This window comes from Gemmiger formicilis (genome assembly GCF_024462815.1).
Classification (GTDB): domain Bacteria; phylum Bacillota; class Clostridia; order Oscillospirales; family Ruminococcaceae; genus Gemmiger.
This window is the reverse complement of record NZ_JANGCG010000001.1, coordinates 342132-358043: the sequence shown is the minus strand read 5'-3', so window position 1 is coordinate 358043 and position 15912 is coordinate 342132. Positions and strand designations below refer to the sequence as shown.

Sequence of the window (15912 nt, the reverse complement as noted above, 5' to 3'; positions counted from 1 at the left end):
CAATCAAAAAGCAACGTCTTTTCTATCTGGATTTCATCCGCGCCATGGCGCTGGCCTGCATCCTGATCGTACATTTCAATGCAACGGTCACCGGGTATTTTACCATGCCGCACAAGCTGTTCACCAGCACTTTGCCGCTGGGCATTTATCTCGGGGATTTTGGCTCGTCCTTGTTTTTTATCGTGTCCGGTGCCTCGCTGGCGCTGACCGTCCCGCTTGACCAGAGCCCGGTGCAGTTTTATAAAAAGCGGGCAAGGGCCGTCTATCCTCTGTTCTGGCTGGCGTGGTTTGTGGTCTTTGCGTTCCGCTTTGTGACAAAGCCCGGCAGCTTCGGCGGGGCAAGGACGGTCACGCTGGTGCTTACCGCACTGGGGCTGGATAACTTTGCGGTGGCTGCGGGCTGGGTCGGCATGGACTTTGCCTGTGTCGGCGAGTGGTTCCTCGGCAGCATTCTGTTTTTATATGCGCTCTTTCCGCTTTTGCAGCGTGCAATGCGCAAGCACCTGGTGCTGACATGGGCGGTGACGCTGACGGTCTGCATCCCGGTGCACCTGATGGGCTGGGATGCACGGCTTGTGGCGGTGCATATCCCGGAATTTCTGTTTGGTATGACCTTCTTGACCTTGGGCAAAAAGGCGCAGTATCTGCTGGCCCCGGTGCTTCTTCTGGCCGGTGCGGCGGCGCAGCGTCTGGACGGGAAAATCACCTGTGCGCTGGTCAGCATGACGGTCTTTATCCTGCTGGCGCTTGCGGCACCGCTGCTCGAGCGCCCGTGGCCCTGTGCGGTGGGGGCACGGCTGGCCAAAATCTCCTACGCGGTTTTTCTTGTCCACCATGTGCTGATTCAGGATATGGCCGCACACTTTGATTTGGGGGCACTGTCCCGCCGGGACACCGCATTCCTGTTTGTGATTTATCTGGCTGCCACCTTTGCCGCGGCAGAGGCATTGCTCTGGCTGCAAAGAACCCTGCGCACCGCCGTTGCGGCTATGTGCCCCCGGAACAACTGAAACCGACCCGCCGTTTTCACACAAAAACGGCGGGCATTTTTTTGACAAAGCGGGGGCTATTCCCCCTGTACAAAAAACGCCGGTTACGGTATAATAGATAATAATGTTTTGAAAAAGGAAAGGGGCGTTCCACTGTGTCTGAATTCTCTGTTTCCCTCGCAAAGCTGGCGGAGGAGGCTAACCTGACGATTGCCTATACCCCCTGTGAGCTGGATAAAATCCAGGTCACAGCAACGGAGGTGTACCGCCCGGGCATCCTGCTGGCCGGCTACTATGAGAACTTTGACAACAAGCGCATCCAGATTATCGGCCTGACCGAAATGTCCTATCTGGATGAGCTGTCCACCTCGCTGCGCAACACCCATCTGGAGAAGCTGTTCTCCTTCCAGCCGCCCGCCGTTGTGCTGACCCGCGGTATGCAGCCCTTGTCGGAGATGATGCAGTTTGCCAAGAAGTACGGCGTACCGCTGCTGATGTCCACCGAGATGACCTCGGCCCTGATGGGGCAGCTCATCACAACCCTGAACACCGAGCTTGCACCCCGCATTACCCGACACGGTGTGCTGGTGGAGGTCTACGGCGAGGGCATCCTGATTTTGGGCGATTCCGGCGTCGGCAAGAGCGAGACGGCCATTGAGCTGGTCAAGCGCGGCCACCGTTTGATTGCCGACGATGCCGTTGAGCTGCGCAGGGTATCCTACCGCAAGATCCTGGGCACGGCACCCGCCAACATCCGCCACTTTATTGAGCTGCGCGGCATTGGCATCATCAACGTGGCGCGTGTTTTCGGCATCGGCTCGGTGCGCTCCAGCGTTGAGGTGGAGATGGTGGTCCAGCTTGAGCCATGGGACCGCACCAAGAACTATGACCGCACGGGCCTCGAAACCGAGTATTATGACATCCTCGGCGTCAAGGTGCCCAGTATGCTTATCCCGGTTATGCCGGGCCGTAATCTGGCCGTCATTCTGGAAACGGCGGCCATCAACAACCGCCAGAAGGAGATGGGCTACAATGCAGCCAAGGAGCTGCTGACCCAACTGGGCCTTCAGGACGATATCACAAAGTAAAAGAGGTATTCCCATCCCATGCAGATGATTGCAGACCTGCACACCCACACGCTGTGTGCCACCCACGCCTACAACACGTTGAACGAAATGGCCGCAGCCGCCAGAGAAACCGGCTACTGCGCGCTGGCTGTCACCGACCACGCCTCCTCCATGCCGGACTCTGCGCATATCTGGCACTTCCAGAACTGGAAGGCCTTGCCGCGTGTTGTGGAAGGCGTTGTTATGCTCTACGGCGCGGAGGTCAACGTTATGGACACGAAGGGCGGGCTGGATATGCCCGAAAGCCTGCTCAAACAACAGGATTGGGTGGTGGCGTCCATCCACAGCGCCTGTGTGCCGGGGCTGCTGACCCGCAAGGAAGCAAACCGTCTCTGGCTGGCCGTGGCAGAAAACCCCTATGTGGATATCATCGGCCATTCCGAGCAGGAAAACTATCGCTATGACTATGACCTTGTCACCAAGGCCTTTGTCAGAAATCATAAGGTTGTGGAGCTGAACGGCAACTCGTTCAACGTCCGCAAGGACGGTGTCCCCAATATGCGCGCACTGCTGGCAGCCTGCCTTGAAAACGGCTGCCGCATTTCGGTGGACAGCGATGCCCACAGCACCCTCCAGCTCAAAAACGGTCTTATGGCGCTGTATGCAATGCTGGAGGAGTTGGACTTTCCGCAGGAGCTCATCATCAACGCCACGCGGGAAAATCTGGTACGTGAACTGCAGGAGCACAAAAAGCCCTGCGCTAAAGAAGTAGGAGGAATTCTGTTATGAGCAAGTACACCATTGGTATTGACCTCGGCGGCACCACTATGACCGCCGGTATTGTCAACGAGAGCTATGAAATCATTGGCAAGCTGACCTGGGCAACGCGCCTGCCCCGCCCGGCGGAGGATTTGGAAAAGGGCATGGCCGATTTGTGCCGCACGGTGGCCCGCGAGAATAAGATTGACTTTGCCGATATTGCCTATGTCGGCATCGGCACCCCGGGCAGCGTGAACTTCACCACCGGCTTTGTCGGCTTCAACACCAACTTTGGCTACTATGACTGGAACCTCGGCCCTGACCTGGAAAAGCTGCTGGGCTGCAAGGTCTATGTTGAGAACGATGCCAACGCCGCCGCCTACGGCGAGTACATTGCAGGCGGTGCTAAGGGCTATAAGGATGCCGTGGTTATCACGCTGGGCACCGGCATCGGCAGCGGCATCATTCTGGACGGCAAAATTCTGCGCGGCTTCAATTTTGCCGCGGGCGAGATGGGCCATAATGTCATTGTCAAGGACGGCATCCAGTGCACCTGCGGCCGCAAGGGCTGCTGGGAGCGCTATGCCTCGGCCAGCGCCCTGACCCGCGAGACGAAAAACGCCATGCAGGCCAACAAGAATACGATTATGTGGAAAATGACGCAGGACATTGACCACGTCAATGCCAAGCTGGCCTTTGATGCCATGGCCAAGGGCGATGAGACCGCCAAGAAGGTTGTGGACAGCTGGATTGAGTATGTGGGCGTTGGCATTGCCAACGTCATCAACACCTTTGAGCCGGAGGTCATCTGCATCGGCGGCGGTGTGTCCAATCAGGGCGAGGTTCTGCTGGCACCGGTTCGCACTTACGCAGAAAACGAGACCCGCAACATTACCACTGGCAAGTTCCCGGTTATCTGCGCCTGCCAGCTGCACAACGACGCAGGCGTCATTGGCGCAGCAGCCCTCGGTAATTCTATCTGATTCAGCGGAGGAAACCTATGCAGGAAAAGACAACTGCGGCGTTGGCCAAGGCTCTGGCAGCAGAGCAGCTGCCCTTTGTGCAGCAGGAGGTACTGGCAGGGCACACGACGTTTAAAATCGGGGGTCCGGCGGCGTTCTGGTGCGCCCCGCGCAATGCAGCAGAGCTGCGCCGTATTTTGCAGCACTGCCGTGCACAGGGCGTGCGTGTCTATCTGCTGGGAAATGGCTCCAACACGCTGTTTGACGATGCCGGCTTTGACGGCGCTGTTGTGGATATGCGCGGCCTGAATGAGATGAAAGCATCCGACGCGGATACCGACCTTGTGCGTATTACCGCCGGGGCGGGGCAGACGCTGGGACGCCTTTGCAGCAAGGCCCAGACACTGGGATTGACCGGGCTGGAATTTGCCTGCGGCATCCCCGGCACGGTGGGCGGTGCTGTCTATATGAACGCGGGGGCCTACGGCGGGGAGCTGAAGGACGTGCTGGAAAGCGTGACCTTTCTGGACAGCGATTTGCAGCTGCGCACCTTGCCTGCCGCCGATTTGAAGATGGGCTACCGTACCAGCCTGTTTGAGGAAAACCCCGACTGGTGTATTCTGTCCGCCACGGTGGTGCTGCGCCATGGCGATGGGGCAGCGGTGCTGGCCAGAATGCAGGAGCTTCTAGGCAGGCGCAAGGATAAGCAACCGCTGGAATGGCCCAGTGCGGGCAGCACCTTCAAGCGGCCGCAGGGCGCGTTTGCAGGCAAGCTGATTGAGGAGTGCGGCCTGCGCGGCTTTACCGTCGGCGGGGCGCAAATCAGTGAGAAGCACTGCGGCTTTGTCATCAACCGCGGCGGCGCGACCTGCGCCGATGTGGTGGCCCTGACCGAGCAGGTCAGCCGGATTGTCAGGGACAAAACCGGCTTTGTTCTGGAGCGCGAAATCCGCGTGGTGAGATAAGTGAACGGTGGGAAAGATGAATTTTCTGATTGTGACCGGCCTTTCGGGCGCGGGCAAGTCTATGACTGTCAATGCGCTGGAGGACATCGGCTTTTTCTGCATTGACAATATCCCGGTGGCGCTGCTGCCGCGTATCGTGGACTTTGCCCTGCAGGGCGAAAACCAGCTCAACCGCGTGGCGGTTGTTATGGATGTGCGCGGTGTGCGCAGCATTGAGCAGCTGAAGGAAGCACTGGCGGATTTGGATGACAAGAAAATCAACTATGATATTCTGTTTCTGGACGCCAATGATTCGGTTATCCAGCGCCGCTACAAGGAGACCCGCCGCCAACACCCTTTGTCGGTAGCGGAAAAGGTGCCCATCTCCGAGGCGATTGCCCGGGAACGTAAGCTGCTGCAGCCGTTGAGGGATAAAGCAAAATATGTCATTGATACATCACTGCTTTCCGCCGCACAGAACCGGGAGCGCGTGTGCAGCCTGTTCCTGGATAAGGGCGAAAGCCCGATGGCGCTGACGGTGGTATCCTTTGGCTTCAAATATGGTCTGCCGCAGGAGGCAGACCTTGTGCTGGATGTGCGCTGCCTGCCGAACCCCTTCTATCTGCCGGAGCTCAAGCACAAGACCGGGCTGGATCAGGACGTGGTGGATTACGTCATGGATTCCGAGGATTCCCGCGAGCTGCTGCGCCGGTATGAGCATATGCTGGAATTTGCCCTGCCGCTGTATGTCAAGGAGGGGAAAAGCCAGCTGATGATTGCGGTGGGCTGCACCGGCGGCAAGCACCGTTCGATTACCTTTGCGCGGAAAATCGGTGAATTCTGTGAGAAGCTGGGCTATGCCCCCAGCGTGCAGCACCGCGATGTGAATCGAAGTCTATAATAAGGAGAACACCAACTTGAGCTTTTCTCAAGAAGTGAAAAACGAGATACTGCGCCGCAAAATTTCAAAGCCCTGCTGCAATATGGCCGCCGCGTATGCGGTGGCCTGTTTTGGCAAATACTTTGATGACCGCGGTGTAGTTCTGCAGACCGAAAATGAGGGCGTGGCCACCTTTGCCCAGAAGCTCTACCGCCGCTGCGGCGTGCAGGGCACTGTGCTGAGCAAGGAGCGCACCACTGGCCCTGTGTATGAATTCAGCGTCAAGGAGCCGGCGGAGGTCGCAAAGCTGCTGACCCTGTTCGGCCATACCGGCAAGGAGCCGACCCTGCGCATCCGGCCGGAAAACTTCAAATGCCAGAGCTGTATGCAGGCGTTCATCTCCACAGCCTTTCTGTGCTGCGGCACGATGACAGACCCGGAAAAGAGCTATAATCTGGAGTTTCTCTCCACCCGGCATTACCTCTCGCAGCAGCTGGAGGCTATGTTGGCCGAGCATGATTTCCACCCCCACCGCGCACTGCGCAAAGGGGCCAACACCATCTACATCAAGGCGGCCGACCACATTGAGGACTTGCTCACCTTTATGGGGGCAGGCGGTGCGGCTATGCGCATCATGAATCAGCGCCTTTACAATGAAATGCGCAACAAGACCAACCGCCTTTCCAACTGCGAGACGGCCAATCTCGGTAAAAGCGTGCAGGCCGCGGTACAGGTGCAGCTTGCGATTGAAAAGCTGCAGGCGGCGGGGGCAATGAACACTCTGCCGGAAAACCTGCGCCAGACCGCAAAGCTACGGATGCAGTACCCGGATTTGCCGCTGGCCAAGCTGGCCCAGAAGTTTGACCCGCCGGTCAGCAAAGCGGGGCTGTCCCACCGCATGAAGAAAATTCAGGAGGCCGCTGCACGCCTCGACGCCGTACCCGAAAAGAAGGAAACACCCAATGGCTGAGAACAGACAATTTACCCATCTGCACGTGCATACCGAGTACAGCCTGCTGGACGGTGCCTGCCGCATCGACCGTATGTTTGACCGCTTGAAGGAAATGGGGCAGACCGCGTGCGCCATCACGGACCACGGCGTTATGTACGGCTGTGTGGCGTTCTTTGACGCCGCCAAGGCTGCAGGCATCAAGCCCATCATCGGCTGTGAGGTCTATGTGGCAACCCGCACCCGCTTTGACAAGGTCAACCGTATTGACGGCAACACGCACCTGATTCTGCTCTGCAAGAATGAAACTGGCTACAAAAACCTGATTAAGATGGTCTCTGCCGGCTTCACGGAGGGCTTTTACTCCAAGCCGCGCATTGACAAGGAACTGCTGGAAAAACACCACGAGGGGCTTATCTGTCTCTCGGCCTGTCTGGCCGGTGAAATCCCGCGTGCCATTCTGGCAGGGGACTATGACCGCGCCAAGCAGACGGCCCTTTGGTACCGCGATTTGTTCGGTGCAGAAAATTACTATATCGAGCTGCAGGACCACGGCCTTGAGGAGGACCAGGTTGTACTGCCGCAGCTTATCCGTCTGGCGCGGGAAACCGGCATACCGATGGTGGCCACCAATGACGCCCACTATATCACAAAAGAGGACGCCAAGATGCAGAGCATCCTGCTCTGTATCCAGACCGGCAAGACCATCAACGATATGGACCGCATGGAGTTCCAGACCGATGAGTTCTATCTGAAAAGCACCGAGGAAATGTATGACCTGTTCTCGATGGTGCCGGAGGCCTGCGAGAACACGAACAAAATTGCCGAGCAGTGCAACTTTGCATTTACCTTTGGCGAGACAAAGCTGCCGTACTTCAAAGCGCCTGACGGTATGGAAAACCAGGCCTACTTTGAAAAGCTCTGCTGGGAGGGCCTTGAGCGCCGCTACCCGGGCAAGGTCACGGACGCGCTGCGGGAACGCCTGACTTATGAGATAAATGTGGTCAAAACGATGGGTTACACAAACTACTACCTCATCGTCTATGACTTTATCAACTACGCCAAAAGCCACGATATTCCGGTCGGCCCGGGGCGTGGCTCCGGCGCGGGCAGTCTGGCGGCCTACTGTGTCGGCATTACCGACATTGACCCCATCCGCTACAATTTGATTTTCGAGCGCTTCCTGAACCCGGAGCGCGTCTCAATGCCGGACTTTGACGTTGACTTCTGCTATGAGCGCCGTCAGGAGGTCATTGACTACGTAAACGAAAAGTATGGCCGTGACCACGTGGCCCAGATTGTGACCTTTGGTACCATGGCGGCCCGCGCCGCTGTGCGTGATGTCGGCCGCGTTATGGGTATGAGCTATCAGGATGTGGATCGGGTGGCCAAGCTGATTCCGACTGACCTTAAAATGACGCTGAAAAAGGCACTGGAGGTCAGCCCGGATCTGAAGGCGCTCTATGACTCGGACAGTCAGGTGCATGAGCTGATCAGCACCTCTCTGAAGGTGGAGGGGATGCCGCGCCACGCCTCGACCCATGCGGCGGGCGTTGTCATTACCCGCGACCCCGCTACCGAGTATGTGCCGCTGTCCACCAATGACGGCCTGCCGGTCACCCAGTTCAATATGGTGGAAATCGAGCGCCTGGGCCTGCTCAAGATGGACTTTCTGGGGTTGCGCACGCTGACGGTCATCCATGACACAGAGATGGCTGTCCGCCGTAAGAATCCTGATTTCCGCGTGGCCCACATTGATTACGATGACCCCGACACCTACGCCATGCTGGCAAAAGGGGAGACGGAGGGCATATTCCAGCTTGAATCCACGGGTATGACTCAGGTGCTGGTCAGTATGCGGCCCAAAAACCTTGAAGACATTATCGCATTGATTTCGCTGTACCGCCCCGGCCCGATGGACTCCATCCCGACCTATCTGCGCAACCGCAAGGACCCCACCAAGGTGTCCTACAAGACGCCGAAGATGGCCCATATCGTGGATGTTACCAATGGCGTTGTTATCTATCAGGAGCAGGTTATGCAGATTTGCCGCGAGCTGGCAGGCTTCAGTTTCGGTCAGGCAGATAACGTCCGCCGTGCCATGAGCAAGAAAAAGCTCAAGGTTATGGAGGCGGAGCGTGAGCACTTTGTCCATGGCTGCAAGGAGCCGGGCAAGGAATGCGCGGGCTGTGTGGCCAACGGCGTGCCGGAAGGCGTTGCAAACGAAATCTACGATGATATGATTAGTTTTGCGTCCTACGCCTTCAACAAATCGCACGCGGCCTGTTATGCCTATGTGGCCTTCCAGACGGCTTATCTGAAATGTCACTATCCTCATGAATTTATGGCGGCCCTGCTGACCAGCGTGCTGGATAACACGTCCAAAGTCATCGAGTACACAACCGAGTGCCAGCGTCTGGGCATCAAGGTGCAGCAGCCGGATATCAACATTTCCCGCGGCGGCTTCACCGCCGATGGTGAGCGCATCCGCTTCGGACTGAACGCTGTTAAGAGCGTGGGCCGCGATTTGATTGAGGCAGTGATTAAAGAACGCGTCAACCAGCCCTACCGCGGCCTGTATGACTTCTGCAAGCGGCTACACGGCACAGGCCTCAACCGCCGTGCATTGGAAAATCTTGTCAAGGCGGGTGCGTTCGACAATCTGGAGCCCACCCGGCATGGTATGCTGGAGAGCGTTGAGGGCATCCTGAAAAGCGTGGAGACCGATGCACGGCAGAATCTGGACGGCCAGATGGATTTGTTCGGCCTGATGGGCGGCGGCGAGGAAAAGCCGGTGAACGATTACAAGGTTCCGAATCTGCCGGAATATTCTGCCTCTGAGCTGCTGAAAATGGAGAAGGAGGTCTCCGGCCTGTACCTGTCCGGCCACCCACTGGACGCCTACCGGATTCAGATTGCCCAGATATCCAACTGTACAATCGCTCAGCTTATGGGCGAGGATGCCAAGCAGTTTGACAATCAGACGGTCACTCTTGTCTGCACCATCGTAAAAAACAAGATTATGACAACAAAATCCAACACGCTCATGGCCTTCACCACCGTGGAGGATCTGACCGGCAGCATGGAGCTGTTGGTGTTCCCGCGGATTCTGGCAGAGTGCCGTGCGGCGCTGCAGGAAAATGCCGTTGTGGTGGCAAACGGCCGCGTCTCTATCAAGGAGGATGAGGCCGCCCGCCTGATTGTGGAGGGCGTGCAGCCCATTGAAAGCTATGACCCTGCGAAGAATTTTGGTATGAACCGTGTAGAGCGCGTGAAACGCGAGACAAGCGGGGGAGCAGCAGGGTATTTCCTGACGGTGCCTGCACGGGACTGCCCCCAGATGCACAAGGTAGAGAATCTCTTGTGCAACATTTTCGATGGGGGAACCGTCCGGGTGTATTTCCGCTTTCAGGATACCGGCAAGGCGATGCTGGCGCGGCATATGGCTGTCAAGGATGACCCGCTTCTGCGCGCAGAGCTGGAGCGCATACTGGGCAAGGATTGCGTAAAAGTGCAGGATGTGGAGCACTCTGCAAAATAAATCCATAAGTTTTGCGTGTTTTGTCCATAATTACGGCGGAGAAGTGTGGTATAATGTGGATGGTCACAAGATTGTTAAAAAATTATTGTAACGTGATGGCCACGCCTGAATAAATCCTTTTTTCAGGTGGGTCCATAGTTCCCGAAACAGGAGGGGCTCGCTTTATGGCTAAGGAAATTAAAACAATCGGTGTTCTCACCAGCGGTGGTGACGCACCCGGCATGAATGCCGCAGTGCGTGCAATCGTCCGTGCCGGTATCAGCAAGGGTTACCGTATGATGGGTATCCAGCGCGGCTACAATGGTCTGATTAACGGCGAGGTTTATGAAATGAACGTGCGCAGCGTGTCGGAGATTATCCACCGCGGCGGTACGATTCTGTATACGGCACGCTGCCTGGAATTCAAAACGAAGGAAGGTCAAGCTAAGGGCCTTGCGCGCTGCAAGGAGCTGGGGATTGACGCGCTTGTTGTCATTGGCGGCGATGGCTCCTTCATGGGTGCCCGCGCACTGGCCAATCAGGGCATTCCCTGCATCGGTCTGCCCGGCACCATCGACAACGATATTGCCTGCAGTGAGTATACCATCGGCTACGATACAGCCATGAACACCGCCGTGGAGGCGATTGATAAGCTGCGCGACACCACCCAGAGCCATGACCGTTGCAGCGTTGTTGAGGTTATGGGCCACCATGCCGGCTATATTGCTCTGAACGTGGGCATTGCCACCGGCGCTGTGGCCGTTCTGCTGCCGGAAATTCCGTTCGACTTTGAGCGCGACATTCTGGACCGTATGCGTCAGACGCAGGTGACCGGCAAAAAGCACTTTATCATCATTGTGTCCGAGGGCGTTGTCGGTGCACAGGAGCTTGCCAACCAGATTCAGGCCGCTACCGGCGTTGACTCCCGTGCAACGGTTCTGGGCCACATCCAGCGCGGCGGTTCTCCCACGGTTCGTGACCGTGTGAACGCCTCCCTGATGGGCTACCACGCCATTGACCTGCTGGATAAGGGCATCTACAACCGTGTTGTTGCCGTCTCCGGCGATAAGATTGTGGACTACGATGTCAACGTGGCCCTGTCCATGCACAAGACCATTGACCGTGATATGATTGAGATTGCCAAGGCAATTTCCATCTGATTACAATACCGCAAGCCGCATCCGCATGGGTGCGGTTTTTTGTTTGAACAACTGGCAAGCAAAAATAATTTTGCGAATTTTGAATTTTTTTGAAAAAGACTGTTGACATTTGCAAACAGCTTTGCTATAATAGCAAGCGTCGTCAGGAGCGAACGCATCCGGATGACGCCAGCATGGGGGATTAGCTCAGCTGGGAGAGCGCTTGCATGGCATGCAAGAGGTCACCGGTTCGATCCCGGTATTCTCCACCACCAAAACGAACACATTGCTCTGCAATGTGTTCGTTTTGCTTTGCGGGCGGGTCTTGACAGGAAATCTCGAAAAACTTGAATTTAGGTATTGACATTTCTGCAAGAGTCCGCTATACTATATAGGCTGACTTTTGACAGCTCGGTTCGACCGGGTGTAGCGCAGTTTGGTAGCGCGCTTGAATGGGGTTCAAGAGGCCGTGAGTTCGACTCTCGCCACTCGGACCAAACAATGGGCTGTCGGAATCAGCAAAACCGCCAAATCCGAAAGGGTTTGGTGGTTTTTGCTTTTTTTAAACTCCTTACTGGATACGGCAGGCATAGAAGCCGTCCGCTTTGTCGCAGGCGGCATAGAAAACCTCGCTCCGCTGGCCGATGCCCTGCGCGTGGAGCTGTGCATTCAGCCAGCGCTCGTCCCGCCCGGCTGCCTTCAGATTATCCTGCATAAGCTGGCCGTCAATGATAAGGTCATACCACGCACTGGCCGCGGCTGGGTGCAGCTGCATATCCTCGGGCGTCAGGGGACGGCTCCGGCTTTTGTGTAGAAAGCTGATCTGGCCGCTTGTCTCCAGGATGGCCGTCTCAATCTCGTTGGGGTCGAAGTATCCGGCCACCCGGGCCTGCCCCAGAAATTCGTTGACGTCAATCGCTGCCCGCTGCAAAGCGGCTTTGTAAATGGTGCCACCGTCCATCAGAATCAGGCTGCGCCCACTCCAGAAGCTGCGCATGGCGTTGCTTTTGCAGGCGGTATAGTGGACAAACCACGTGGCCAGAATATAGATGATGAGCGCCGAAAGGGGACGCAGCCATTGCTCCAGATTGGTTGCCAGCTCTGCGCCGATGGAACCCACCGTCACAGCGTTCAGATAGTCGAAGGGGCTCATCTGTGTAATCTGCCGCTTGCCGCCGATGCGGGTGAACAGGAACATCACCGCCAGCGACAGCAGGCTGGTAAGCACAACCTGCCCGACCTCCGCAAAAATGTCAGACATAAAAACACTCCTCTCAACGCTAGGTTTTGCACAATCCGGGCGGTTTATACGGAAAAAACGGTTGACAAGGCGCAGAAAACGGCATATAATAAGCCTGTAAAAAGGAAAATAGCGATGAAAGGGCCAATGCCGCCCGTTCCGCCTTTCAGAGAGGAAGCTGTATGGTGTAAGGCTTCCACGCGGCAACACGGCAGAGCCACCCCGGAGCTTTCAGCGGTGAGCTGAGCGTACCTGCGGCGTTAACGCAGACACAAAGCGGTGGTGCACTGTGTGCACCGCAAACCGGGTGGTACCACGGAAGCATAACAGCCTTCGTCCCTGTATGGGGGCGAGGGCTGTATCTTTTTGTGGCAGCTCAATCGCAATTTTATGGATTGGAGAACACAACCTATGCAATGGACCGGATTGAATGAGCTTCGCGAGAAGTACCTGCACTATTTTGAAACCAAAGGCCATCTGCGCCTTGGCAGCTTCCCGCTGGTTCCGAAGGATGACCCCAGCCTGCTGCTGATTAACAGCGGTATGGCCCCCATGAAGAAATGGTTCCTCGGTCAGGAGAAGCCGCCCCGCCACCGTGTGACAACCTGCCAGAAGTGCATCCGTACCCCGGATATTGAGCGCGTTGGCATCACCGCCCGCCATGGCTGCTTCTTTGAGATGCTGGGCAACTTCAGCTTCCAGGACTACTTCAAGAAGGAAGTCATTCCCTGGGCGTGGGAGTTCCTGACTAAGGAGCTGGAAATCCCTGCAGACCGCCTGTATATCTCTGTCTATCAGGACGATGATGAGGCCTATGACATCTGGACGAAGGAAGTCGGCATCCCGGAGGACCATATGGTTCGCCTGGGCAAGGAGGACAACTTCTGGGAGCATGGCTCCGGTCCCTGCGGCCCCTGCTCTGAAATCTACTATGACCGCGGCCTGAAGTACGGCTGCGGCAAGCCTACCTGCGGCGTTGGCTGTGACTGCGACCGCTTTATGGAAATCTGGAATCTTGTGTTCAGCCAGTATGACGCGGACGGCAAGGGCAACTATGAGCTGCTGGCCAGACCCAACATTGATACCGGCATGGGTCTGGAGCGTCTGGCCGTTGTCATGCAGGATGTCAACAACCTGTTTGAGGTTGACACCGTTGCCGCCGTTCTGCACCATGTGGAGCGTATTGCCGGCAAGAAGTACGGCGAAAATGAGAAGGATGATATTTCCATCCGCGTGATTACCGACCACATCCGCGCCACCGTCTTTATGGCGTCTGACGGCATCCTGCCCTCCAACGAGGGCCGCGGCTACGTTATGCGCCGCCTGCTGCGCCGCGCTGCCCGCCACGGCCGTATGCTAGGCATCAACCGTCCCTTCCTGACCGAGCTTGTGGACACGGTTATCGAGTCCAGTGAGGCCGGTTACCCCGAGCTGCGCGAGCATGAGTCCTATATCAAGAAGGTCATCGGTACCGAGGAGTTGCGCTTTGGCCGCACGATTGACGCTGGTCTGAACATTCTGACCGGTATGATGAGCCATCTGAAGGAGACCCATGAGAAGGTTCTGTCCGGCATCGAGGCCTTCAAGCTGAACGATACCTTCGGTTTCCCCCTCGACTTGACCCGCGAAATTGCCGCTGAAGCAGGCTTTGCCGTGGATGAGGCCGCCTTCCACATCGAAATGACCAAGCAGCGTGAGCGCGCCCGTGCCGAGCGTCTGGCTAAGGATATCTCCGGCTGGAGCGCGGACCTGTTCGGTGAGCTGACGGCAGAGACCACCCGCTTTGACGGCTATGAGACCCTGAGCGAGAAGGCCAAGGTTCTGGCACTGTCTGACGGTGAGGAGCTGGTCGATGCCATTGCCACCGATGAGGCGGGCGAGGTCAAGGACGGCGTTCTGGTTGTGCTGAACCACACCCCGTTCTACGCCGAGATGGGCGGTCAGGTTGCTGACCACGGCTATCTGGTCAGCGGCGATGCCAAGCTGAAGGTCACACAGGTCAAAAAGACCCCGAAGGGCTACTTTGTCCATACCTGTGAGCTGCTGGACGGCACGATTCACGTGGATGACGAGGTCACTGCCTCGGTTGACGAGAAGCGCCGCGCCGCTATCTGCCGCAATCACACGGCTACCCATCTGCTGCAGAAGGCTCTGCGCGAGGTTCTGGGTGAGCACGTGCATCAGGCCGGCAGCTATCAGGATGACCATATTACCCACTTTGACTTCACGCATTTCAGCGCTGTGACCCCCGCCGAGCTGGCTGAGGTTGAGCGCCGCGTCAATGAGAAGATTTACGAGGCTCTGCCTGTCACCGTCCAGAATCTGCCTATCGAGGAAGCCAAGAAGATGGGCGCTATGGCGCTGTTTGGCGAGAAGTACGGCAGTGTTGTCCGCGTTGTGGACGCGGGCGGCTGGAGCACCGAGTTCTGCGGCGGTACCCACGTGACGAACACTGCGCAGATTGGCTGCTTCAAGATTCTGAACGAGTCCAGCGTGGCCGCCGGCATCCGCCGCATTGAGGGCACCACCGCCTTTGGCGTGCTGGATCTGCTGGATGACCGCACCGAGCTGCTGGCCAAGACCGCCGCTGCCCTGAAGGCCAACAACCTGAAGGACGCACCGGCCCGCGCCGAGGCCCTGAACGCAGAACTGAAGGAAACCGCCAAGCAGCTGGAAATCCTGAAGGCACAGGTTGCCTCTGCTAAGATTGACGGCCTGTTTGAGAACGCTGCGGACATCGACGGCGTGCGTATTGTCTCCGCCTATCTGACTGGCACCGGCGCTGACACCCTGCGCGATATGGTCGATAAGATTCGCGACAAGGCCCCCAACGCAGTTACGGTTCTGATTGGCAGCGATGGTGCCAAGACGATGATGGCAGTCGGCGTTTCCAAGAATGCGCTGGCCCGTGGCCTGAAGGCCGGTGCCCTCGTCAAGAAGATTGCCGCGATTGCAGGCGGCAACGGCGGCGGCAAGCCCGATTTCGCAATGGCCGGTATCCGTGATGCCAGCAAGATTGATGACGCGCTGAACGCCGTGCCGGAGATTGTCAAGGCTGAAATGAATCAGTAAGATTTCCCATAAAACCAACACAAAGGAGGGATTCCGGATGGAGGATTGTCTGTTTTGCAAGATTGCCGCGGGAGAAATCCCCTCAAACAAGCTGTATGAGGACGATACGCTGCTGGCCTTCTATGACATTGACCCGCAGGCACCGGTGCATTTCCTTGTTATCCCCAAGCAGCACATTGCGTCTGCGGCGGCTCTGACCGAGAATGACGCCGCCCTGCTGGGCCACATCTACGCCGTCATTGCGGAGCTTTGCCGCAAGCTGGGGGTGGACGAAAGCGGCTACCGCGTTGTCACCAACGTGGGCGTGGATGGCGGCCAGAGCGTCAAGCATCTGCACTTCCATGTGCTGGCAAAGCGCAGCCTTGCATGGCCTCCGGGCTGATGCCGGGCG

General features: G+C 57.2%; 12 protein-coding genes and 2 tRNA genes. 13 read left to right on the top strand and 1 reads right to left on the bottom strand.

Features of this window, described 5'->3' with window-relative positions; all coding sequences use genetic code 11:
* Positions 1–2 precede the first annotated feature (2 nt).
* The 11 genes from NE623_RS01745 (at position 3) to NE623_RS01695 (ending at position 11706) form a co-directional block, all read left to right on the top strand.
* Positions 3–1010, top strand: coding sequence for an acyltransferase family protein (locus NE623_RS01745; RefSeq protein WP_370866664.1), 1008 nt, complete (start codon positions 3–5; stop codon positions 1008–1010).
* A 134-nt stretch (positions 1011–1144) separates the two neighbouring features.
* The gene (gene hprK, locus NE623_RS01740; RefSeq protein ID WP_256270927.1) at positions 1145–2077 is read left to right on the top strand and encodes an HPr(Ser) kinase/phosphatase; all 933 of its coding nucleotides are present in this window, start codon (positions 1145–1147) and stop codon (positions 2075–2077) included.
* An 18-nt stretch (positions 2078–2095) separates the two neighbouring features.
* Positions 2096–2845: a phosphatase gene (locus tag NE623_RS01735; RefSeq protein ID WP_256270928.1), complete on the top strand. Its 750-nt coding sequence runs from the start codon at positions 2096–2098 to the stop codon at positions 2843–2845.
* Positions 2842–3798: an ROK family protein gene (locus NE623_RS01730; protein WP_256270929.1), complete on the top strand. Its 957-nt coding sequence runs from the start codon at positions 2842–2844 to the stop codon at positions 3796–3798. Before NE623_RS01735 ends, NE623_RS01730 begins: the two co-directional genes overlap by 4 nt.
* A gap of 17 nt (positions 3799–3815) precedes the next feature.
* Positions 3816–4742: a UDP-N-acetylmuramate dehydrogenase gene (murB, locus tag NE623_RS01725; protein ID WP_256270930.1), complete on the top strand. Its 927-nt coding sequence runs from the start codon at positions 3816–3818 to the stop codon at positions 4740–4742.
* 16 nt (positions 4743–4758) lie between these two features.
* Positions 4759–5622: an RNase adapter RapZ gene (rapZ, locus tag NE623_RS01720; RefSeq protein ID WP_256270931.1), complete on the top strand. Its 864-nt coding sequence runs from the start codon at positions 4759–4761 to the stop codon at positions 5620–5622.
* A gap of 16 nt (positions 5623–5638) precedes the next feature.
* The gene (whiA, locus tag NE623_RS01715; protein WP_256270932.1) at positions 5639–6571 is read left to right on the top strand and encodes a DNA-binding protein WhiA; all 933 of its coding nucleotides are present in this window, start codon (positions 5639–5641) and stop codon (positions 6569–6571) included.
* A complete protein-coding gene (locus NE623_RS01710; RefSeq protein WP_256270933.1) occupies positions 6564–10091 on the top strand; it encodes a DNA polymerase III subunit alpha in 3528 nt (1175 codons plus the stop codon). The genes whiA and NE623_RS01710 overlap by 8 nt, the downstream gene beginning before the upstream one ends.
* A gap of 164 nt (positions 10092–10255) precedes the next feature.
* Positions 10256–11230: a 6-phosphofructokinase gene (gene pfkA, locus NE623_RS01705; RefSeq protein WP_215691938.1), complete on the top strand. Its 975-nt coding sequence runs from the start codon at positions 10256–10258 to the stop codon at positions 11228–11230.
* A gap of 175 nt (positions 11231–11405) precedes the next feature.
* A tRNA-Ala gene (locus tag NE623_RS01700) sits at positions 11406–11481 on the top strand.
* A gap of 148 nt (positions 11482–11629) precedes the next feature.
* Positions 11630–11706, top strand: a tRNA-Pro gene (locus tag NE623_RS01695).
* Positions 11707–11780: 74 nt separating this feature from the next.
* On the opposite strand, the gene NE623_RS01690 is transcribed toward NE623_RS01695, so the two are convergent.
* Positions 11781–12470, bottom strand: a complete 690-nt coding sequence (locus tag NE623_RS01690; RefSeq protein WP_256270934.1) for a DUF421 domain-containing protein — start codon at positions 12468–12470, stop codon at positions 11781–11783.
* Positions 12471–12860: 390 nt separating this feature from the next.
* Between NE623_RS01690 and alaS the strand changes: the two genes are divergently transcribed.
* A complete protein-coding gene (alaS, locus tag NE623_RS01685) occupies positions 12861–15521 on the top strand; it encodes an alanine--tRNA ligase (protein ID WP_256270935.1) in 2661 nt (886 codons plus the stop codon).
* Between the two features lie 37 nt (positions 15522–15558).
* A complete protein-coding gene (locus NE623_RS01680) occupies positions 15559–15903 on the top strand; it encodes a histidine triad nucleotide-binding protein (RefSeq protein ID WP_256270936.1) in 345 nt (114 codons plus the stop codon).
* Positions 15904–15912 lie beyond the last annotated feature (9 nt).

What these genes read in the sequence shown, in the direction of transcription:
- alaS (WP_256270935.1), top strand. Translation starts at nt 12,861, where the DNA reads ATGCAATGGACCGGATTGAATGAGCTTCGCGAGAAGTACCTGCACTAT.
- rapZ (WP_256270931.1), top strand. Translation starts at nt 4,759, where the DNA reads ATGAATTTTCTGATTGTGACCGGCCTTTCGGGCGCGGGCAAGTCTATG.
- NE623_RS01710 (WP_256270933.1), top strand. Translation starts at nt 6,564, where the DNA reads ATGGCTGAGAACAGACAATTTACCCATCTGCACGTGCATACCGAGTAC.
- NE623_RS01730 (WP_256270929.1), top strand. Translation starts at nt 2,842, where the DNA reads ATGAGCAAGTACACCATTGGTATTGACCTCGGCGGCACCACTATGACC.
- NE623_RS01735 (WP_256270928.1), top strand. Translation starts at nt 2,096, where the DNA reads ATGCAGATGATTGCAGACCTGCACACCCACACGCTGTGTGCCACCCAC.
- NE623_RS01690 (WP_256270934.1), bottom strand. Translation starts at nt 12,470, where the DNA reads ATGTCTGACATTTTTGCGGAGGTCGGGCAGGTTGTGCTTACCAGCCTG.
- murB (WP_256270930.1), top strand. Translation starts at nt 3,816, where the DNA reads ATGCAGGAAAAGACAACTGCGGCGTTGGCCAAGGCTCTGGCAGCAGAG.
- pfkA (WP_215691938.1), top strand. Translation starts at nt 10,256, where the DNA reads ATGGCTAAGGAAATTAAAACAATCGGTGTTCTCACCAGCGGTGGTGAC.
- NE623_RS01680 (WP_256270936.1), top strand. Translation starts at nt 15,559, where the DNA reads ATGGAGGATTGTCTGTTTTGCAAGATTGCCGCGGGAGAAATCCCCTCA.